Raw genomic sequence first — 21675 nt, 5'->3', positions numbered from 1 at the left:
ATTTCTAAAAATGTTAATAAATAGTAATATTGTTCTATTGCATGATCTTCGGTAAGAAGATGATCAACCCAATCATAACCGAAATCGCGGCGTAAACGCAAACAGCGCCTGCTGCAGCGTCCTTCGCTCTCTCTGCAAGAGGGTGCTTCTCTTCTGTCATCAGGTCCACTGTATGTTCAATGGCTGTATTGACAAGTTCAAGCGCAAACATCCCCCCGCATAAAAGCAAAACGATCGTCCATTCGAATGGTTCAATGTGAAACCAAAAGCCGCAGATCACCACGATGATGGCTGCGACTGTGTGAAATCGAAAATTCCGTTCATTCAAGAAAGTTCGCCATATTCCTCTAAATGCATAATAAAAACTCCGAAAAAAACGGGCAAGCGGCCTTCTCTTCTTACGAAGATCTTGAAAGGCCATAATCATCCAAGATCTTTGTCTGTTTGGCGAACATTTCTTTTTCATCTTCTTCTGTCATATGATCAAACCCGAGCAAATGAAGGAACCCATGAATGGTGAGAAATCCAAGCTCTCTCATAAAGGAATGTCCATATTCCTCTGCCTGCTCTTTCGTACGGTCCACACTAATGATGATGTCGCCGAGTACAGGCGGAATATCATCAGCACCAATGATTTCAATTTCCCCTTCTCCTTCTTCCTCAAGTGCAAAGGAGATGACATCCGTTGGTGCGTCTTTCCCGCGGTATTCTTTATTGATTTGATGAATCTCTTCATTCGAGACGATCGTCACTGATACCTCCGCTTGATCTTTGACCTCAAGGGCATCTGCAGCGAACTGAAGAAGCTTTTCCACTTCTTCAAGCTGCTCTTTTGATACTTGTCCTGTTTCATCTATTAAATCGATTAACAATGTCATTTACTTCACCTTCTGCTTCGGGGCATCTGGATATTCAATCCGAGAATGAAAAATCCCCTTTAATGTTGTACAAATCGTTTGACCAATAATATTTAATTCTTTAAATGTCAGATCACATTCACTAAATTGCCCATCCTGCATTTTATCTGAAATAATGCCTTTGACGAGCTTTTCGATTCGCTCTGGATTTGGATTATGCATCGATCGTACTGCCGCTTCAACGCTGTCCGCTACAGAAATAATTGCCGCTTCTTTTGATTGCGGTTTTGGACCAGGATAACGGAATTCTTCCTCTGTCACCTGATCATCACGCTCTTTTGCCTTATAGTAAAAGAACTTTAACAGTGACTTCCCGTGATGCTGTTCTGCAATATCGACAAGCTCTTCAGGAAACTTCTTTTCTCTCAGCATATCAGCTCCATCTGTCGTATGGGCAATAATGATATTTTTACTTAGCTGAGGAGAAAGCTTGTCATGCGGATTATCAATGTTCATTTGGTTTTCGATAAAGTATTGCGGTCTTTTCGTTTTCCCAATGTCATGATAATAAGCGCCAACCCTTGCTAAAAGACCGTTTGCGCCAACTGCTTCACATGCAGCATCCGCTAAATTTGCCACCATGACACTATGATGATATGTACCTGGTGTCTCTGTTAAAATCTTTTTGAGCAGCGGATGATTTGGGTTTGATAATTCAATCAGCTTCATTGTTGAAAGGATGCCGAACATACTCTCAAACACAGGCATTAACCCGATGACCAAAATAGATGATGCAAACCCTGACACAAACGCCATCATGAGGTTCACACCGATTTCAAGCCCTGATGGTGAGGAGTTTTGGATCAGCGTAATGGATAGAACCACAAGGACATTCACCAAAGCGACCCAAAGCCCTGCCTGCAATATTTTTGAACGTGCATTATGCTTTCTCAAAAATAAAATGCCCGCCATCCCGTTCACAAGGTAATAAGCACAGATCACATAGTTAAAGACGCCGGTTACTCCTTGATTAAACATCATACTGCCGCAAAGAGCAAATACAAGGCCAGAGAAGATCGCTAGCCGCTCATTGATAAGCAGCTTGATCAGCATCGTGCCAAGTGCCACTGGTACCACATAACCTATCGTCGTATACTTCGTTTCCTGGAAGAGACTGAATACTTCCATGATGACTAAAATAATGGTGAAAATAAGCGAGTAGAGCAGCAACGACTTATTCTTATGAACAAGCGATTTTTTCCTCGTTTCAAGTGAATGAATAATCGCTGCTAAAAACAGACCAATCAATATCATAAGACCGCTTACAGGCTTAATCAAATTGGAGCTGTTTAAGAGGCCTGTCAGTTCTAATTTACGATACACTTCCCGGTCGATAAGTTCTCCTTCTTCGACTAAAATTTGCCCTTGCTTAATCTGAACGGGCTGAATATTATCAGCGGCTTCTTGTCTTTTCTTCTCTGTAGCCACTGGATCAAATACATAGTTTGGAATGATCGCAAATTCACCAATTTCTTTTGCTGCATTTAAGTATTTTGATGGAATTGAATTATTTTCAAGCTCTGTTTTCACTTGTTTTTTCTCATCTTGTAATTTCGCTGCTGTGATTTCTTTACTCATCAGTGAATTTACCACTGTGATGATGGAATCCTTAGTAAAAGAGAGATTTTCGTCACTTGCCTGAAGCAGTGCTTTGATGGATTGGTCTGAAACAGCCTCCTGCATATCTGATGTGAGTTTTTCTTTGACACGCTTGACCATTTCTTTATCTGATGGCGGATTCTCTTTTTCATCAGCTGCTTTCTTCTCTTCTTTAATGGCTTCAAAAAGGGAGGAGATGAGGTCAACACGATTGTCAGAATACGCTTTTTTGAGTGTATATTGATCCTCTACTTGATCTGTTGCTTCTTGCTTCTTTTCTTCTGTCGCTTCTTGATCATCGACGGTTGATGGAGAATAGATGGTCTGTTCGCTCACTGAAAATAAATCTAAGTCGAGCGATTCAGGCTTTACATGGAAGAAGAGCACCACGAATAGAATGGCTGCTAAACCTGCGTATAGCAAAACATTTAAATAACGTGAGCGCTCCATTTTCTGAGGTTCTTTTTTAGACAGTAGTCTTTTGCGCTGACTGTCTTTCTGATTCTTTCTCAAGGAAAGTACCTCCTTTTTTACTTTAAACCACGATCGAAACAAAATGACCCGATGAAGACGATCGGGTCACTAAGTTCATTTTTGCTTTTCGTATGCTCCGATGATCTTCGCCACAAGCGGGTGTCTGACCACATCTGTCTGGTCTAACTCAATAAATGAAATGCCCTTGATCTCTGCAAGCATGTCCTTTGCAGCTGCAAGACCAGACTGCATGCCTTTCGGCAGATCAATCTGTGTAATATCTCCTGTAATGACCATTTTAGAGCCAAACCCAAGTCTCGTCAAAAACATTTTCATTTGGGCAGGCGTTGTATTCTGCGCTTCATCTAAAATAACAAATGCATCATCGAGTGTCCGCCCTCTCATGTAGGCAAGAGGCGCTATTTCAATCACGCCGCGCTCGATTAAACGTTCCGTATGATCACTGCCAAGCACATCATGCAAGGCATCATATAGTGGTCTTAAATAAGGATCTACTTTTTCCTTTAGATCACCTGGTAAAAAGCCAAGACTCTCTCCTGCTTCAACAGCTGGTCTTGTCAGGATAATCCGTTTCACATGTCCATTTTTCAGTGCATGTACCGCGTTGACGACTGCCAAATACGTCTTCCCTGTTCCAGCTGGTCCAATTCCAAAGACCAGGTCATCTTTTTTCATCGCCGCAGCATATTCCCGCTGGCCAATGGTTTTTACCCTGATTGACTTCCCTTTAGCATTTTTCGTAATTTCATCTTCATACATATTTTCAAAATAATTGAGCTTGTCTTTTTGCGCCATTTTAATAGCATAGACGACATCCCGTTCAGAAATCTCAATTCCTTTTCGGATGAGATGTAAGAGAGATGTAATCAGACGGCTCGCTGTTTCTCTTGATGCTTCCTGACCAGAAACATACACTTTTTCTCCGCGCGTAATAATGGAGACATTCAGCTCGTTTTCCATCAGTTTCAGATAAGCATCTTGATTTCCAAATAAAGCAATCGCTTCGTTTGGGCTATCTAATTTTTGTTGAATTTCAAGTAAATGTTCTGTCATTCTCTAGTCTCCCTGAACAATAGGTGTTGGTTGAACAATATCTTCTATTACTTGGTAAAGGATGATTAACTTAACTTTACCATTCCCTGTTGTCTCGTGCAAAACTTTTTCACTTTTCACCTCTCCTGTTTGACCTAGCTTCTCTTCTAATTCTTTTTTACCCATTTTAATCCCTGCTTGAACCGCTTCTTTATTTGTGTATGTCCGATTTATTTTTTCACTTTCGCGTGTCATTTCTTTTTCATAGGAAAATGGGAGCTGGAAGTTTAAGAAATGTAGTGGGTGAACTTCTGTTTCTGTTTTTGGCTGCTTAAAATCATCCTTTTTAAAGGAAATGCCCCAAAATGGCATTGAACCTCCAAATGCGGAGAGCTTGTGCTTTGTCTTCATTTTACCCGTAAAGACATCAAAAGATGTTCGAAGAGGGACAGAAACTTCAGAACGGTACCACGTTTCACCATAAATTTTCGCTCTAGCACCCACCGTTTTTTGCTGGTCTTCGCTGCCGATGAGGCCAGAGACGAGCATCTGCCCTTTCTTCACATGTTCGTCAACCGCGGCAAGCGGCTCCCCTTTTTCCACATACATTCTCGTGATGACAGCCTTCTTCTTGGCAACGATGTGCTGAGGACTCGTATATTTCTCTTCTTCCGGCTCATTTTTTTCCACAACTTTCATTTGAAATGTTGTACCGTTTAGTTCAACGCCGACCCATGTAATGCTTTGAATATTGGCGGTCAGTGATTTTTGAATTTTCTCAGGTGTTCCCATTAGAAACTGAAAACGGCCTTTTTGCACTCCAATCTCGTCTAAATGCTTTCTCATCTGATGTTCAGTTTCTGGATTGGCTCCTTTAATATCAATTTTCCACACCATGTTTGAAAGCGCCAATATCGTCGCTAGAAAACACACAATCCCAAGGGTAAACCCAATATTCTTCCTTGACCATAGGAGAAGAAACGGAAATCCCTTCTTTTGATGAAATGAACATGTCACTTCATGATGTCTTTGTACTTTTCTGAAGGCATGTACATCTGATAAGCGAATAAATAAGCGCACGCTGTCTTGACGGCGGCTCACTTGAAACATTGTGATCCCCTGTCTCGTGCACTCATTGATGAGCCGCTCAATGCCGTTTCCCTTGATCTCCACTTCCACTCTGCCAATAAAATAGGCGAACCATTTATTCTTCACACTTCTCCCCTCCGTCAGTTAAGAATCAATATAACGGACCTCATCGATTTTCCCTTCTAATAAGATCTCTTCTGGCAAAATCGTTTTAATCACAAAATCTTTCCCTGAAATAATGCATTGTCCTTGTTTGAGCATCAGCCTTACCTCTTGATCACTGAAAAGCAAAAGCCCTTTATGGTTCTCTATGTAAATGTGGAGTCTGCCAACCATCGTAATACGGGGAAGATCCATCATGACGTCTGGAGGGATTTCAAGTGTTCTTGTCAGCCATGCTTTAAGTCGATTTTTTCTTTTTCCCATTCAATAAGAACCCCTTCCCGCCCCATGTGTATGAGATCAAACTGAAAGATGGTGAGACTGATGAGAAAGCCTCTATATCATCCTATTCCTCAGCGGTTCAGATCATGCTAATGAATCCCGCAAAACAGCCGTTTCATCATTTTTACTGCGAGAAATCTCCATCAGGAAAAACAAAAAAGCCCCTTTATATAAAGGGACTTTCTTCTTTATCTTTTATATGGCCGTTTCATCGTTCTGTGCGGCTTTTTCGCGCGCGGCTCTCCAAATACTTCTCCAAGAAGCATGCCTTGAACAACAGTATTTTGGTTAAGCCTGTTAATGACGTACGGCTTCATTTCCGCAGCAGAAGCTTTCGGTCTGGTCAGCTGCCTTTCAAGAGATTTGAACTCTTTATTCAGCTCGCTTTTTCTTTCTTCCATTTCAGCTAGTGTAGCGGTATAACGATCCTGTAAGGACTGTGAACCTTGTTTCTTCATCCCGCCATGATCATGTACATCGCCGAAATCGTCCAACTGGTCTGTTTTGACTGGGTTCGGGCTGGTTTGTTCTGCTTTCTTTTGAGGCATAGGCTTATTCTGAGGAGCCGGCTTATGTTGCTGGTTGTTTTGTTCCTTCTCCTCTTGTTTGCCGATTTTCCCAAATACAGCAGAGATGATACCGATGATAATCGCAATTAGTAACGGATTTTCAAATAGAATGTCCATTGGGCTCCCTCCTTAAAGCGTGAGAGGATGCTTATTTGTTTTCATTATCAGATGGACCTTTTGTCATTTTACCAAATGAATCTCTCATATCCGTATCAGCATCGATATTCTTAATGTTCATGTAGTCCATGACTCCAATATTACCTTCGCGTAATGCTTCAGCCATTGCAAGTGGTACTTCAGCCTCTGCTTCTACGACTTTCGCGCGCATTTCTTCAACTCTTGCACGCATTTCTTGTTCTTGGGCAACAGCCATTGCGCGGCGTTCTTCCGCTTTCGCTTGTGCGATGTTTTTGTCTGCTTCTGCTTGGTCCGTTTGCAGAATCGCCCCGATGTTCTTACCGATATCCACATCTGCGATATCAATCGAGAGAATTTCAAACGCAGTACCTGAATCTAATCCTTTACCAAGAACCGTTTGAGAAATCATATCTGGATTTTCTAAAACCTTTTTATGATTATTTGATGAACCGATTGTAGAGACAATTCCTTCACCTACACGAGCAATGATTGTTTCTTCCCCTGCACCACCGACAAGTCGTTCGATGTTTGCGCGAACTGTAATACGTGCTTTGGCTTTTACTTCAATCCCGTCCATTGCCACACCAGAGATAAATGGTGTTTCAATGACTTTAGGATTTACACTCATTTGTACAGCTTCAAGTACGTCACGGCCTGCTAGGTCGATCGCTGCACAACGTGCAAAGTTCAATTCAATATTCGCACGTTGAGCCGCGATTAATGCGTTCACAACACGGTCAACGTTACCACCTGCCAGGTAGTGACTTTCTAATTGGTTAATCGTCACATCAAGACCTGCTTTATGTGCTTTGATGAGCGGATTGACCACTCGGTTTGGAATGACTCGACGAAGTCTCATTCCTACAAGTGTAAAAATGCTCACTCTTACGCCAGCCGCTAAGGCAGAAATCCACAGCATCACCGGTACAAAGGTGAAGAAGATCGATAGAACGATCAGACCTGCTGCGATAATCACAAATAATAGTAAAGTAGATGGATCCATTTTATTCCTCCTATAAAATCAGTTATCTATACTTTCCTCACGACAATGCGTGAGCCTTCCGCTTTGACGATTTTAACTTGTTCATCCTTGTCAATAAACGCACCTTCTGACACAACGTCAATGCGCTCATCTCCGAGTACAGCCGTCCCAGATGGGCGAAGCGCTGTTAATGTAACAGCGATCTGTCCAACAAGATCCTCTCTTGTTTCATTTGAGACATAACCGCTTTCTTTATTGGTTGAATCGGTTAAAATGAACTTTTTAAAAAATTTCATACGTTTCCCCAACACCTTTGTCAATAAAATAACTGCTATGATTGAAACAGCAGTGGCAATCAAGATGGAAATCGCCATTTCTGTAAAGCTTCCAGCTGCTAAAAATAAGCTGGCAACAACACAGATCAGTCCAATGACACCTACGATTCCCCCCGGCAAAAACAATTCCAGAATAATGAGCAATATCCCTGCTAAGAACAGGAACAACGTCTCATATCCTGCAAAACCAGCCACGAGATGTCCATAAAAGAATAAAAGAAGCGCTGTCACTCCCATGGTGCCTGGAACCCCAAAGCCAGGAGAATAGAGCTCAACAATTAACCCTAAGCTTGCGATGGATAAAAGGATTGGAATGACGATTGGGTGCGTGAGAAAGCGCGCAACCTTTTCAGCAAAGCTCACTTCATCGTATTGAACAGAAGCGTCTGCTAATTTCAGCTTCTGAAGCAAGTCATCTAAATTCTTCGCTTCACCTTCTGCGTAACCAAATTGAAGCGCTCGATCCGTATTAAAGGTGAGCAGTTCTCCTTTTGGTGCACCAGCATCCTTCGCATCTATGTCTGGATCAGCCATCGCAAGCGCATATTTCGGATCACGCCCCTGCTTTTCGGCAGCATCACTCATTTCAGCAAGCCATAGCGATTCAGATTTTTGATCGGCAGCATTGCCTTCCCCATCAATGATCGCAGCAGCTCCCATCTTTCCATTTGGGGTCATATAAATCTCGTCGGCATTTAGTGCAAGGAATGCCCCGGCTGAAAGCGCTCTATGATTCACAAATGCTGTCACAGGGATATCAGACGCACGAATGGTATCTGCAATCTCAAGCGCCGCATCGACTGCACCACCTGGTGTATTGATGTCTAGAATGATATGTTTCGCTCGTTCGGACTTTGCCTGCTCAAATGATCGTTCAATAAATTTAGAAAGTCCTTTTTCTACTGTATCTTCAATTGGGATAACATGAACTTTCTGATCTACTGATTTCGCGGTCAATTGAACCCCTAATAACAAGCATATTATAAAACAACTGAAGAGAGCAATAGAAATTTTTATTTTTTTCATCTATTTGGTGATCCCTCCTCTCTATCTTCCATTTTACCGTTCCTTTACATACGTTACAAATGTATCATAGGTTTCATTTTTATATGACAGAATGATGAAGGTATAAAAAAAGTACCCTTCTAACAATAGAAGGATACTTTTTTATTGAGACAGCTGCTCGCTGACAAGTCTGTTAATGACAGCACCATCAGCTTTACCTTTTACTTTTGGCATAATAGCGCTCATGACTTTACCCATATCAGCCTTCGATGAAGCACCTGTTTCAGCGATCGTTTCTTTCACGATCGTTTGCAGTTCTTCTTCAGAAAACTGTTCAGGTAAATAAACGTCTAAGATGTCAATCTCTTTTTGAACTTTATCTACTAAATCTAAGCGATTAGCTTTCGAAAATTCATGGAGGGAGTCTTTACGTTGCTTAATCTCGCGGGAAAGGACGGTTAGTTCCTCATCGCCGGTCAAACTGTCTTTCTTAAGCTTAATTGCTTCATTTTGGAGCGAAGCCTTTACCATACGAATGACAACAAGCTTGTCTTTCTCACGGTTTTTCATAAAAAGCTTCATATCAGTATTTAATTGCTCAAGAAGACTCATAAAATCCACCCTCTTTAGAATTTACGTTTTCTAGCAGCTTCAGACTTTTTCTTGCGCTTTACGCTAGGCTTTTCATAAAATTCACGCTTTCTTGCTTCTTGCAATGTTCCAGTTTTGGATACACTGCGTTTAAAGCGACGAAGAGCATCTTCAAGCGATTCGTTTTTTCTAACGACCGTTTTTGACATTCTCTTTCCCTCCCTCCGAATACACCAATCGACTGCATTAAAAAAAGATATACATGCAAAACATGTACCTAGACATTATAATATAAGCCTAGTGTGAGGTCAACTAAGTGATTTGGAAATATATTTTCGTCATGAGCAGGTAGACAAGTCCATATATTCATTGGTAAGAGGAGGACTTTTCTATGATGGCGATCATTTATTTTTGGGCACTTATTTTCATTTTTTTATGGTCAATGGGTTTGCTGAGAAAAGGATTAATGGCGCTTGCGTCGTCTCGTATTGAGAAATCACTTCTTCTCTTTACAGATCACCCAATAAAAGCATTCTTGGTCAGCATCGTATTTACAGGGATTCTTCAAAGCAGTTCAGCGTTTATGGTCATCGTGATCGGCTTTGTCAGTACAGGCATTCTCTCTTTTAAAAAATCCATTCCAATGATTCTTGGCACCAATATTGGCTCCACGTTTACAACAGAATTTATCGCCATTAAAATGGATGTTTTCATGTGGGTCTTAATCCTAGCTGGTCTGATATGCATCATGTTAGGCAGGAAATCTTTTAGGCATGCAGGAAAAAGTATATTTGGGCTCGGGATGATCTTTTTTTGTATTCAAGGCTTTTCTAAAATTGCAGGTATGATGACAAGTCAACCTGAGACATTGCGCTTTCTTGAAATGATGCAGCATTCTGACTGGACGGCGCTGCTTTCGGGTACCATTTTCACAGCGATTGTTCATTCGAGCTCCGTCTGTATCGGCATTTTAATGGGGTTTATGAATGAAGGAACTGTTGGGCTTCAGGAAGGCATAAGCTTTGTGTTAGGGTCAAATATCGGGACATGTATTACAGCCGTAATGGCTGCCATATCTGGCGGCTATGCAGCACGTCAAACGGCTTATGCACACGTTTTGTTTAATGTGCTCGGCGTGCTTTTATGTCTCCCATTTCTCGCCATGATGACGGAATTCGTCGCCCTTCTTGCAAACGCTCCAGCCCAGCAAATTGCGCACTTCAGCCTGCTGTTTAATGTGGCAAGCTCTTTGCTTTTCTTCCCGTTCATTCATCCATTTCACACATTGATCTTATGTCTTTTACCAAATCAGTCAAAATAAAAAAACCAGCTTGCCCTTTTGGCAGCCGGTTTTTTATTGATTATGAGGTCATTCTCACTTTGTCTGTTTTCACATCATCACTGATACGAACGAATTGTCCTTCGTTATAAGGATAACCCGCTTTCATGATTTTCACTTTGACCAAACGGCCGATCATGTCCTCTGTTCCTTCAAAAACAACCTTCATATAGTTATCTGTATATCCCACATAAAGATTGTGCTTTCCTTCTTGTTCTTTGAAGGATTCTTCCGGAATAATCTCTAGGACATCTCCTTCATAAGCTGATGCATATTCTTTCGCAAGCTGGTCAGAAAGAGCAATCAAGCGGTGGACGCGTTCGTTTTTCACATTTTCATCCACTTGATCTTCCATTCTTGCAGCTGGCGTACCTGTACGTTTGCTGTAAGGGAATACGTGTAGTTCAGAGAATTGATGGTCTTTGACAAAATTGTACGTTTCCAAAAACTCTTCCTCTGTTTCCCCAGGGAATCCAACAATCACATCAGAGGTGACAGCAAGGCCTGGCAATGCTTTTTTCAGCTTTGTTAAACGCTCTGCAAAGAATTCCATCGTATATTTACGGCGCATTCTTTTCAGGACTGTATTAGAGCCAGATTGAAGCGGGATGTGCAGGTGTCTGACAATCTTATCTGACTGATCAAGCACTTCAATCACTTCATCTGTAATTTGGCTTGCTTCGATAGATGAAATACGGATTCGTTTTAAACCGATGACACGTTCATCTAATTCTTTCAGAAGCTTTGCAAAGTTATAATCCTTTAAGTCTTCTCCGTATCCGCCTGTGTGAATACCTGTTAATACAATTTCTTTATAGCCGGCATCCACAAGCTGCTGCGCTTGGTTGATGACCTCTTCTGGATTACGAGAACGAAGAAGTCCGCGAGCCCAAGGAATAATGCAGAATGTACAGAAATTATTACAGCCTTCTTGGATTTTTAATGAAGCGCGTGTTCTGTCTGTAAATGCAGGAACATCGAGTTCTTCAAATACACGTGCTTTCATGATATTGCCAACCCCATTAATCGGCTGTCTTTCTCTGCGATATTCTTCAATGTAACCGAGTAATTTATGTCTGTCTTGTGTTCCCACGACAATATCAACGCCAGGAATCGCCATGATTTCTGCTGGAGATGTTTGCGCATAACAGCCTGTTACACAAATGACACCATCCGGGTTATGACGAATGGCTCTTCTAATAACTTGGCGGCTTTTCTTATCGCCTGTATTCGTGACCGTACATGTATTAATGACATATACGTCTGCTTTTGATTCATACTCTTTTCTTTCATAGCCTGCTTCTTTAAACAGCTGCCAGATCGCTTCTGTTTCATAGTGATTGACCTTACAGCCAAGTGTATGGAACGCTACTGTTCCCATCATGATTCACCTCTTAATAACTCTGTTTGATAAGATATAGCAGAAAGCGCGTAAAGAGGAGCTGTTTCCGTTCTTAAAATGCGTGGTCCGAGCCCGCAAGTGACTGCACCAAGCGTTTCAAGCTCGTCAATCTCCTTTTCTGCCAAACCGCCTTCAGGGCCAAAAACCACTAGCAAGGTTTGTCCGCCTTTCATCTGTTGAAGCACAGTTTGAAAGCGGCTTTGCTCTCCTTCTTTCGATGATTCTTCGTATGCAACGACACATTTATCGAATTCACCAGCTAATTGAGTCAGCTCTTTAAATGTTGATACTGGATCAACACGAGGAATGATATTCCGGTAGGACTGTTCAGCTGCTTCTTTCGCGATTTTCTCCCAGCGCTCTCGTTTTTTATGTGACTTCTTTTGGTCAAGTTTTGTAATAGAACGAGCCGCTTGAAATGGGATAAATGCACTTGCGCCAAGCTCTGTGCCTTTTTGGATAATCAGCTCAAGCTTATCTCCTTTTGGAAGACCGCTCGCAATTGTTACTTTTACCGGAAGCTCTCTGTCCTGATTTGTCCAGCCTTCAACGTGACAAATGACTTCTTCCTTTGTTATTGTATCAATTTTACTGAGCGCTTCAAAGCCGTCTGTCGTTAAGCAAAGGATTTCCTGCCCTGCTTTCATGCGCATGACGTTGGAAAGGTGATGTACATCTTCACCATTGATGACGATAGATCCCTTTGCGATCACTTCTTCTTTCGTGAGGTCGATAAAATATCGTTGCATACGTGTCCTGACACCTACTCGCTTTATTTTTTCGCTATAATGCTGACCCAATCTTCCATTGACAGCACTTCAACAATGTCAAAACCTGCTTCTTCTAGTGCTGTTTTGACTTGTAATTTCTTTTGTCCAATGATGCCTGATGTAATGAAATAGCCATCTTTCTTCAATAAGTCATAGGCTTGATCTGTAAAGCGCAAAATCACTTCTGCGAGAATGTTGGCGACGATCACATCACGTTCACCTGAAATCCCATCAAGTAAGTTGTTTTGCTTGACCGTCACTTGTTCGCTTACACCATTTAGCTCGATGTTTTGCTTCGCACTTTCAACCGCAACGGTGTCGAGATCAAAGGCTTGAATGTCCTTTGCACCAACCATCGCTGCTGCCACACTTAAAATCCCGGAGCCTGTTCCAACATCAATCACCGTATCGTTTTCCTTCACATAGCGCTCAAGCGCCTGAATACAAAGAACGGTTGTTGGATGTGTCCCTGTTCCAAAGGCCATTCCTGGGTCCATTTCAATAATCAGTTCATCAGAATGAACCGGAGTATATTCTTCCCATGTTGGAACGATGGTGAATTTTTCAGAGATTTTCACAGGATGATAGTATTTTTTCCATGCGGTGGCCCATTCTTCTTCATTTACTTCACAAATGGACAGCGTATTTCGTCCAAGATCAATATCGTATAGAAGAAGATTATTGATGGCTTCTTTGATCTCATCTACCGTTTCCATTAAAAAGCTGTTCATTGGAAGATAGGCTTTGACGATGACCCCTTCTTCAGGATAGTCATTCGGATCGAGCTGGTAGATCTCACCGTATACATTTTCACGTTCCTTGACTAAATCAAGCGGGTCCTCAATCACGACACCACTAGCACCTGCTTCATGCAAAATATTGGTGATCGGTTCCACCGCTTCATTTGTTGTATGGACGCTAATTTCTGACCACTTCAATACTACCAACTCCTTATCCGTCTTACTCGCCTTTAAATGCACGTTTCACCTTATCGAAGAAGCTCATTTCTTGTTCGTCCGGTTTATTTCCGCTCACTTCAGCAAATTTTCTAATGATATCTTTTTGATTGTCCGTTAAATTTGTCGGTGTGACGACTCGTACAACGATATGCTGATCGCCTTGGCCATAGCCGCGTACATTCTTCACACCTTTTCCTTTGAGTCTAAACTTCGTGCCAGTTTGCGTGCCAGCAGGGACTTTCAATTTCACTTTACCGTGTAATGTCGGCACTTCAATTTCGTCACCTAATGCAGCCTGTGCAAAAGTTAGCGGCATTTCGCAGTAAATGTCATCTCCATCACGTTCGAAGAATTCATGCGAACGCACATGGAACACAACAAATAGATCGCCTGGAGGTCCTCCATTTACACCTGGTTCCCCTTGACCAGACACTCTGAGCTGCTGACCATCGTCAACACCTGCTGGGATCGTTACATTGATTTTCTTACGCTTACGCACTTTACCAGAGCCGCCACATGTAGAACATTTGTGATCGATTTGTTTTCCTGTTCCGCTGCAGTAGTTACATACTCTGCGGTTGACCACTTTACCAAACGGAGTTGACTGCTCAACATTTAATTGACCAGAGCCGCCGCAATGTGAACAAGTCTTTGCTTCTGTCCCAGGCTTTGCCCCTGATCCATGACATGTTTCACATGATTCCTCGCGAGGGATTTCAATCGTTGCTTCTTTCCCAAATGCTGCTTCTTCAAATGAAAGCGTCATTGTATATTGCAGGTCTGCTCCTTGACGCGGTGCATTTGGATCTCTTCTTCTGGCTCCGCCGCCAAAAATACTAGAGAAAATGTCATCAAAGCCACCGAAGCCGCCAAAGTCTCCTCCTCCGCCAAAACCGCCGCCGCCAAAGCCTTGGTTTGGATCGGTATGACCGAACTGGTCATATTGCGAACGTTTTTGATCGTCAGAAAGGGTTTCATAGGCTTCTTTTACTTCTTTGAATTTCTCATCTGAGCCAGCTTCTTTATTAATATCAGGGTGATACTTTTTTGAAAGCTTGCGGTATGCTTTTTTGATCTCGTCTTTTGAGGCGCTCTTACTCACGCCAAGCACTTCATAGTAATCACGCTTACTCATCTCTTCACACTCCCGATTTTCTCACATAAATACGATTGTATCATTTTGATTTGACCTTTTTCAATTGCTTTCATCATTGGAAAGAAAAAAAGTCAAAGCCAAGAGATCCTGACTTTGACTTTCTGACGAGTACGTTTCAGCAGTCTTTTTCAAAAGTAAAGGTGATTATTTTTTCTCTTGATCGTCGTTTACTTCTTCGTATTCTGCATCCACTACATTGTCATCTGCTTTTTGAGCACCTTCAGCGCCGCCTTCTTGCTGAGCTTGTGCTTGTTTTGCAGCTTCTTCATAGAGCTTTGTCGTTAGTTCTTGAACGATTGTTTGCAGCTCATCTTTTTTCGCTTTGATGTCTTCAAGCTCGCCTTTTTCGATCGCAGCTTTTAGTGCATCTTTCGCGTCGTTTGCTTTTTTCACTTGCTCTTCATCGATTTTGCCTTCTAGATCTTTTAATGTTTTTTCAGTTGAAAACACTAATTGATCTGCTTCATTGCGCACTTCGATTTCTTCTTTTTTCTTCGCATCTGCTTCAGCATTTTCTTCTGCTTCTTTCACCATTTTTTCGATCTCATCATCAGAAAGACCTGAAGAAGATTTGATTGTGATGTTTTGCTCTTTGCCTGTACCCATATCTTTCGCACGTACGTTGACAATACCATTTTTATCGATATCAAAAGATACTTCGATTTGCGGTACGCCGCGTGGTGCTGGCGGGATGTCAGTCAATTGGAAACGGCCTAATGTTTTGTTGTCTGCAGCCATTGGGCGCTCACCTTGCAGGACATGGATGTCTACCGCTGTTTGGTTGTCAGCAGCCGTTGAGAATACTTGAGATTTACTTGTTGGAATTGTTGTATTACGTTCAATCAGCTTCGTGAATACGCCGCCCATTGTTTCAATTCCTAAAGAAAGTGGTGTTACGTCAAGAAGAACAACGTCTTTGACATCTCCTGTGATGACTCCCCCTTGGATCGCCGCACCAAGAGCAACCACTTCATCAGGGTTTACACCTTTATGAGGCTCTTTGCCTGTTTCTTTTTTGATTGCTTCTTGTACTGCAGGAATACGAGTTGATCCACCAACAAGGATGACTTTATCAATCTCGCTAGCAGATAAACCAGCATCTTTCAATGATTGACGTACAGGTGTCATTGTACGCTCTACAAGATCTGCAGATAGCTCTTCGAATTTAGCACGCGTCAGCGTTAATTCAAGGTGAAGAGGACCTGCTTCTCCAGCTGTGATAAATGGCAATGAGATTTGTGTAGAAGATACACCAGAAAGATCTTTTTTCGCTTTTTCAGCAGCATCTTTTAAACGCTGAAGCGCCATTTTATCTTTAGAAAGGTCAATACCATTTTCTTTTTTGAATTCAGCTACTAGGTGATCAATGATAACTTGGTCAAAATCGTCTCCACCAAGACGGTTGTCACCAGCAGTTGAGCGTACTTCAAAGACCCCGTCTCCAAGCTCAAGGATTGATACGTCAAATGTACCGCCGCCAAGGTCGTATACAAGAATCGTTTGATCTTCTTCTGTTTTATCTAAACCATACGCAAGTGCAGCTGCTGTTGGTTCGTTGATGATACGTTCTACTTCAAGACCAGCAATTTTACCAGCATCTTTTGTCGCTTGGCGTTCTGCATCGTTGAAGTAAGCAGGAACTGTGATAACAGCTTTTGTTACTTCTTCGCCAAGATAGCCTTCAGCATAAGATTTAAGGTGTTGAAGAATGATTGCAGAGATTTCCTGCGGTGTATAGTTCTTGCCTTCAACTTCTACTTTATAATCTGTACCCATATGTCTTTTAACAGACATGATCGTGTTCGGGTTTGTAATTGATTGACGTTTCGCTACTTCACCAACTTGGCGCTCTCCGTTTTTAAAAGCGACAACAGATGGTGTTGTACGTGCTCCTTCAGCGTTTGCAATAACTTTTGGCTCTCCGCCTTCAAGTACTGCAACACATGAGTTTGTTGTTCCTAAGTCAATCCCAATGATTTTACTCATAATCGATGACCTCCCATTATGTAGTTATTGATTTACTTTTACCATTGATGGACGAATAACTCGGTCTTTGAGTTTATAGCCCTTTTGCAATTCTTCTACTACGATATTTGAATCGACGTTTTCATCTTCAACTTGCATGACGGCTTGATGAAGGTTTGGATCGAACTCTTTGCCGACAGCTTCAATCGGTTCAACGCCTTCATTTTTCAACGCTTCTACCAACTGGCGGTAAACCATTTGCATTCCTTCTAACAAACTTTTCGTCTGCTCATTGTCTGGATCAATTCCAAGCGCTCTTTCAAAGTTGTCAAGAGCTGGGAGAAGATCGCTGACAACATGTTGAGAACGATATTTTTGCACGGTCTCCACTTCAGTTCGAGCACGGCGTTTATAGTTTTCAAAATCTGCTTGAACACGCAGAATTTTGTTTTCTTTTTCATCTAGAAGCTGCTGCAATTCATCGATTTTCTCTTGGAAGGCAGACTGTTCATCATGTGTTACTTCCTCAGTATCTGCTTGAACTGCTTCTTCTTGTGCTTCAACCTCTGCTTCTTGCTCAGGTGTCTGTTTTTCTTCTGACATTGTGTTCACCTCCCTCAAAAGATTCAAGAATACGAAGGGGCAATGCCCCTATCTTTTATCACCCTACTCATCATACAAATTGGAAAGTGCGTTTGACAAGTCTTTTGATACATGATGCAAAAGACTAACGACTCGCCCGTAATCCATGCGGGTTGGACCGATGATGGCAATGGAGCCAAGTGATTTTTGATCAATCGAATAAGTGGCTGTGATCAAACTGCAGTTCTCCATTGCTTCCAAATTGTTTTCTGAACCGATTTTAATGGTGATTCCTTGCTGATTTGGATGAAACAGCTGCATGACATCATTCTTTTGCTCAATCAGCATCATGAGTGAGCGAATGCGGTCGATGTCATGAAACTCTGGCTGATTCAACATATTAATCTTCCCGCCAAAGAAAAGTTTTGATTCATTTTGTGTCGATGTAAATGTGCTGCCCAGCGCATCTAAAATGTGATCATAATCTTTTAAATGTGTGCGCAGAAGCATGACCACTTCTTTATACATCCTGTCCTTCAGCTGGTCCATTGGAACGCCAGCTAATCGGCTATTCAAAATATTCATCAGCTTCTCAATATCGGAGACATCGAGATGCTCAGAGAAGGTAATGGTTTTGTTTTCAACATGCCCGCTATCTGTAATCATGATCGCTACTGCTTTGTTTGGCTGAACGGGGACAAGTTGAATTTGCTTTAATCGATTTTCACTCAGCTTTGGACCAAGCACAATCGATGTATAGTTTGTGAGATCTGATAAAATTTCCGCCGATTTTTGAACTGTTTTTTCCAGCTCAAAAATTTTCTCCTGAAAAGCCGACTGGATGAGCACAAGCTCTTTAGACGACAGTTTTCGCGGAGAGAGCAAATGATCTACATAATAACGATATCCTTTTTCTGAAGGAATTCTTCCAGATGAAGAATGGGTCTTTTCAATAAAACCAAGTTCCTCCAAATCAGCCATTTCGTTTCTAATCGTCGCAGAGCTGAATGTGATGTCCTCTTTTTTAGAAAGAGTCCTTGACCCAACTGGCTGCGCCGAACGAATAAAGTCATTAATGATGACTTGCAGAATCAAAAGCTGACGATTTGTTAACATCATCATCACCCCTGTTAGCACTCTCTTTCAACGAGTGCTAATTGTATAAACAAAATTACCAAACTCAAATTAAAATGTCAATTATAACTCACCGAGAAACGCTTGAAATACTTCATTTCCTAACAATTTCCCTTTTCTTGTTAAACGAATGCCGATGTCATCTTTTACAATGAGACCTTTTTCTTCTAATTCTTCAAGAACAGTGGAAAAAAGAGCTTCTGGTGCAGCACCATATTTGGCTTGGAAGTCGGCACTTTTCACCCCTTCGATCTTTCGAAGGCCTAAGAACATTTCTTCTTCTATCTGCTCTGCTTTTGTGACCTGATGAGTTTCCTTATACGGGAACCCAGTTTGCTCAATCAGTTCCAAGTAATGCTTCACAGGCCCTGCGTTCACATTTCGGATGCCATCTACATACCCGTGTGCTCCTGCACCGAAACCGAAGTAGTCTTCATTGCTCCAATAGGTCAGGTTATGCTGGCTTTCAAAGCCAGGTTTTGCGTAATTGCTAATTTCGTATTGCTTTAATCCATGTCGCTCCATTTCATCCATCACAAGCTCATACATTTCAGCCTCACGTTCTTGCGGCGGTAAATGCAGTTTGCCTTTTTGCATTAAGTTGTAAAAAACTGTTTTCGGCTCCACTATCAGTGAGTAGACAGAATAATGCTCTGCCCCTAATGAGAAAGCTGTCTCAAGTGAATTCATCACATGATGCTTTTCTTGATGCGGCAATCCAAACATGAGGTCAAGGCTAATGTTGTCAAATCCAACGGCTCTTGCTCGCTGAAAAGACGTGAGGACATCTTTCTTTTGATGAACTCGTCCGATTTTTTTGAGTAAATCATCTTCAAAGGTTTGGACGCCAAAGCTTAGCCGATTGACACCGGCTGCTTTTAACACATGCAGCTTCTCGAGTGATAATTCATCTGGGTTCGCTTCCACTGCAAATTCAACCAGATGTTTTGCCGGTTTTAACACTCGGTGAATGCTGTTCATGAGCTGGTCTAGCTGGCTGACGGTCAGTGATGTCGGCGTTCCCCCGCCAATAAAGATCGTCTTTAGTTCTTGCTCGCCCTTTTGCTCGATCGTGTGCTGCATCTCTTTTTCAAGAGCCGCTAAGTATTCATCGACTGGCTGCGTTTTAATGAAAAATTTATTGAAATCACAATAGTGGCAAATGTGCTCACAAAATGGAATATGAATGTATACTGCTTTCATTTGATGACACCTTCTTTACAGGTAAAGAGCCGCAGTTTATCGCTGCGGCACCTTTGTTTGTTTTCGACTATAAACGCCAAGGCTGACATTGTAAAGCAGGTTGCCTTGAGGGTGTTATTTTTTTGGTGTGCTGTCGTCCATCTTCAGCACAGCCATAAAGGCTTCTTGCGGGACTTCAACAGAGCCCACTTGCTTCATGCGCTTTTTCCCTTCTTTTTGCTTCTCAAGAAGCTTCCTTTTCCGGGAAATGTCTCCACCATAACATTTAGCAAGTACGTTTTTACGCATCGCTTTAATGGTAGAACGAGCCACGATTTTTTGTCCAATCGCTGCTTGAACTGGTACTTCAAAATGCTGGCGTGGAATGAGTTCTTTCAGCTTTTCTACGATGATCTTGCCTCGTTCATATGCGTAATCACGGTGAACAATAAAGGAAAGGGCATCGATTTTTTCGCCATTCAGCATGATATCCATTTTCACTAGAGTAGATGGGCGATAGCCAATCAGCTCATAGTCAAAGGACGCATAGCCTTTTGTGTTGGACTTTAGCTGATCAAAGAATTCGTACACGATCTCCGCCAAAGGAATTTCGTACACAATGCTCACTCGGTTTGCATCAAGGTATTGCATATCAATGAAATTGCCGCGCTTTCCTTGGCAAAGCTCCATGACAGAGCCTACATAGTCATTCGGCACCATCATTGTTGCTTTCACGTATGGTTCTTCAATTCGCTCAATCTTTTGCGGATCAGGCAGATTGGACGGGTTATCTACGACGATTTTTTCTCCGTCTGTCATATACACATCGTAAATAACACTTGGTGCTGTCGTAATAAGATCGATTTTGAATTCACGTTCAATCCGTTCTTGGATGATTTCCATATGAAGCATTCCAAGAAAGCCGCAGCGGAAACCGAAGCCAAGTGCTTGGGATGTCTCTGCCTCATATTGAAGGGAAGAATCATTTAATTCAAGCTTTTCTAGGGCTTCACGTAAGTCATTATATTTCGCTGTGTCAATCGGATAAAGTCCGCAGTACACCATTGGGTTCAGCTTTCTGTATCCTGGCAGCGCTTCTTTCGCTGGGTTCTCCGCACTTGTGATCGTATCCCCCACACGTGTATCACCGACATTTTTAATCGCTGCTGTTAAGTAGCCAACATCTCCAACAGTGAGTTCATCTGTCGGCATGGCTTTTGGTGTGAATACGCCGACTTCAAGCACTTCAAATTCTTTGCCCGTCGCCATCATTTTGATTTTCTGACCTGGTCTGACGGTTCCTTCAACAATTCGTATGTACGCAATAACGCCGCGATACGCATCGTAGAGAGAATCAAAAATAAGCGCTTGAAGCGGTGCTTCTGGGTCTCCAGCAGGTGCCGGCACCTTTTCGACGATTTGTTCTAAAATATCTTCGATCCCAATACCCGCCTTAGCAGAGGTGAGAACAGCTTCAGACGCATCCAACCCGATGACATCTTCAATTTCTTCTCTTACACGCTCAGGCTCTGCACTTGGCAGATCGATTTTATTGATAATCGGAAGAATCTCTAAGTTGTTATCAAGAGCTAAATAAACGTTCGCAAGTGTCTGTGCTTCAATTCCTTGTGCTGCATCTACTACAAGAATCGCACCTTCACAGGCAGCAAGGCTTCGAGATACCTCATAGGTGAAGTCGACATGCCCTGGTGTATCAATCAGGTGCATAATATATTCTTCTCCATCCTTCGCCTTATATTTCAGCTGGACAGAGTTTAATTTAATCGTTATGCCGCGTTCACGCTCTAAGTCCATGGAATCAAGTAATTGTTCTTTCATTTCTCGCTGAGTAATCGCCGCTGTTTTTTCCAAAATACGGTCCGCCAATGTGGATTTCCCATGGTCAATATGGGCGATAATGGAGAAATTTCGAATTCTTGATTGCCGTTCTAATCGTTTTTCTTTATCTGTCACAATCTATCACTCCTAC

General features: G+C 42.1%; 21 protein-coding genes. 1 reads left to right on the top strand and 20 read right to left on the bottom strand.

The window, feature by feature from the left end; genetic code table 11:
• Positions 1 to 34 precede the first annotated feature (34 nt).
• The 11 genes from ACSSTM_RS00225 to rpsU all read right to left on the bottom strand — a co-directional run bounded on the left by ACSSTM_RS00225 (position 35) and on the right by rpsU (position 9405).
• Positions 35 to 421 carry a diacylglycerol kinase family protein gene (locus ACSSTM_RS00225; protein ID WP_437403948.1) on the bottom strand — a complete coding sequence of 129 codons (387 nt, stop codon included), beginning with the start codon at positions 419 to 421 and terminating at the stop codon, positions 35 to 37.
• Positions 399 to 878 carry an rRNA maturation RNase YbeY gene (gene ybeY / locus ACSSTM_RS00220; protein WP_012010615.1) on the bottom strand — a complete coding sequence of 160 codons (480 nt, stop codon included), beginning with the start codon at positions 876 to 878 and terminating at the stop codon, positions 399 to 401. Before ybeY ends, ACSSTM_RS00225 begins: the two co-directional genes overlap by 23 nt.
• On the bottom strand, positions 879 to 2990 hold the full coding sequence (locus ACSSTM_RS00215; protein ID WP_370876313.1) for an HD family phosphohydrolase: 2112 nt from the start codon (positions 2988 to 2990) through the stop codon (positions 879 to 881).
• Between the two features lie 114 nt (positions 2991 to 3104).
• Positions 3105 to 4064, bottom strand: a complete 960-nt coding sequence (locus ACSSTM_RS00210; protein ID WP_060596660.1) for a PhoH family protein — start codon at positions 4062 to 4064, stop codon at positions 3105 to 3107.
• A gap of 3 nt (positions 4065 to 4067) precedes the next feature.
• Complete coding sequence (gene yqfD / locus ACSSTM_RS00205; protein ID WP_106030980.1) at positions 4068 to 5258, bottom strand: sporulation protein YqfD; 1191 nt, start codon at positions 5256 to 5258, stop codon at positions 4068 to 4070.
• 18 nt (positions 5259 to 5276) lie between these two features.
• Positions 5277 to 5558 carry a sporulation protein YqfC gene (gene yqfC, locus ACSSTM_RS00200; protein WP_012010618.1) on the bottom strand — a complete coding sequence of 94 codons (282 nt, stop codon included), beginning with the start codon at positions 5556 to 5558 and terminating at the stop codon, positions 5277 to 5279.
• A 206-nt stretch (positions 5559 to 5764) separates the two neighbouring features.
• The gene (locus tag ACSSTM_RS00195) at positions 5765 to 6262 is read right to left on the bottom strand and encodes a hypothetical protein (RefSeq protein ID WP_106036874.1); all 498 of its coding nucleotides are present in this window, start codon (positions 6260 to 6262) and stop codon (positions 5765 to 5767) included.
• Positions 6263 to 6293: 31 nt separating this feature from the next.
• Positions 6294 to 7286: a flotillin-like protein FloA gene (gene floA / locus ACSSTM_RS00190; RefSeq protein WP_034661354.1), complete on the bottom strand. Its 993-nt coding sequence runs from the start codon at positions 7284 to 7286 to the stop codon at positions 6294 to 6296.
• 26 nt (positions 7287 to 7312) lie between these two features.
• Positions 7313 to 8626 (bottom strand): NfeD family protein, encoded by a 1314-nt coding sequence (locus tag ACSSTM_RS00185; protein ID WP_106036875.1) that lies wholly within the window; start codon positions 8624 to 8626, stop codon positions 7313 to 7315.
• Between the two features lie 141 nt (positions 8627 to 8767).
• Complete coding sequence (locus ACSSTM_RS00180; protein WP_060596656.1) at positions 8768 to 9217, bottom strand: GatB/YqeY domain-containing protein; 450 nt, start codon at positions 9215 to 9217, stop codon at positions 8768 to 8770.
• Between the two features lie 14 nt (positions 9218 to 9231).
• On the bottom strand, positions 9232 to 9405 hold the full coding sequence (gene rpsU, locus ACSSTM_RS00175) for a 30S ribosomal protein S21 (protein ID WP_003152957.1): 174 nt from the start codon (positions 9403 to 9405) through the stop codon (positions 9232 to 9234).
• Positions 9406 to 9587: 182 nt separating this feature from the next.
• On the opposite strand from rpsU, the gene ACSSTM_RS00170 reads away from it, so the two are divergent.
• Positions 9588 to 10517, top strand: coding sequence for a Na/Pi symporter (locus ACSSTM_RS00170; RefSeq protein ID WP_437403947.1), 930 nt, complete (start codon positions 9588 to 9590; stop codon positions 10515 to 10517).
• Positions 10518 to 10557: 40 nt separating this feature from the next.
• Here the strand turns inward: ACSSTM_RS00170 and mtaB are convergent, their stop codons facing one another.
• The 9 genes from mtaB to lepA form a co-directional block, all read right to left on the bottom strand.
• Positions 10558 to 11916, bottom strand: a complete 1359-nt coding sequence (mtaB, locus tag ACSSTM_RS00165; protein ID WP_268495776.1) for a tRNA (N(6)-L-threonylcarbamoyladenosine(37)-C(2))-methylthiotransferase MtaB — start codon at positions 11914 to 11916, stop codon at positions 10558 to 10560.
• Positions 11916 to 12686, bottom strand: coding sequence for a 16S rRNA (uracil(1498)-N(3))-methyltransferase (locus tag ACSSTM_RS00160; protein ID WP_342689111.1), 771 nt, complete (start codon positions 12684 to 12686; stop codon positions 11916 to 11918). The genes mtaB and ACSSTM_RS00160 overlap by 1 nt, the downstream gene beginning before the upstream one ends.
• Before the next feature lie 23 nt (positions 12687 to 12709).
• Positions 12710 to 13645, bottom strand: coding sequence for a 50S ribosomal protein L11 methyltransferase (gene prmA / locus ACSSTM_RS00155; RefSeq protein WP_003217481.1), 936 nt, complete (start codon positions 13643 to 13645; stop codon positions 12710 to 12712).
• 22 nt (positions 13646 to 13667) lie between these two features.
• Positions 13668 to 14801 carry a molecular chaperone DnaJ gene (dnaJ, locus tag ACSSTM_RS00150; RefSeq protein ID WP_003217525.1) on the bottom strand — a complete coding sequence of 378 codons (1134 nt, stop codon included), beginning with the start codon at positions 14799 to 14801 and terminating at the stop codon, positions 13668 to 13670.
• Positions 14802 to 14966: 165 nt separating this feature from the next.
• Complete coding sequence (gene dnaK, locus ACSSTM_RS00145) at positions 14967 to 16808, bottom strand: molecular chaperone DnaK (RefSeq protein WP_437403946.1); 1842 nt, start codon at positions 16806 to 16808, stop codon at positions 14967 to 14969.
• A gap of 24 nt (positions 16809 to 16832) precedes the next feature.
• The gene (gene grpE, locus ACSSTM_RS00140; RefSeq protein WP_034661362.1) at positions 16833 to 17390 is read right to left on the bottom strand and encodes a nucleotide exchange factor GrpE; all 558 of its coding nucleotides are present in this window, start codon (positions 17388 to 17390) and stop codon (positions 16833 to 16835) included.
• Positions 17391 to 17453: 63 nt separating this feature from the next.
• On the bottom strand, positions 17454 to 18485 hold the full coding sequence (hrcA, locus tag ACSSTM_RS00135; protein WP_034661363.1) for a heat-inducible transcriptional repressor HrcA: 1032 nt from the start codon (positions 18483 to 18485) through the stop codon (positions 17454 to 17456).
• Positions 18486 to 18566: 81 nt separating this feature from the next.
• Positions 18567 to 19706 carry a radical SAM family heme chaperone HemW gene (gene hemW, locus ACSSTM_RS00130; RefSeq protein WP_034661364.1) on the bottom strand — a complete coding sequence of 380 codons (1140 nt, stop codon included), beginning with the start codon at positions 19704 to 19706 and terminating at the stop codon, positions 18567 to 18569.
• A 114-nt stretch (positions 19707 to 19820) separates the two neighbouring features.
• Positions 19821 to 21659: a translation elongation factor 4 gene (gene lepA, locus ACSSTM_RS00125; protein WP_024423038.1), complete on the bottom strand. Its 1839-nt coding sequence runs from the start codon at positions 21657 to 21659 to the stop codon at positions 19821 to 19823.
• Positions 21660 to 21675: the final 16 nt, after the last annotated feature.

Origin of the sequence: Bacillus sp. RK1064 (assembly GCF_051488405.1) — a bacterium.
Lineage (GTDB): Bacteria > Bacillota > Bacilli > Bacillales > Bacillaceae > Bacillus.
The sequence above is the reverse complement of the archived record's forward strand: the minus strand, read 5'-3'. Positions and strand labels throughout refer to the sequence as shown.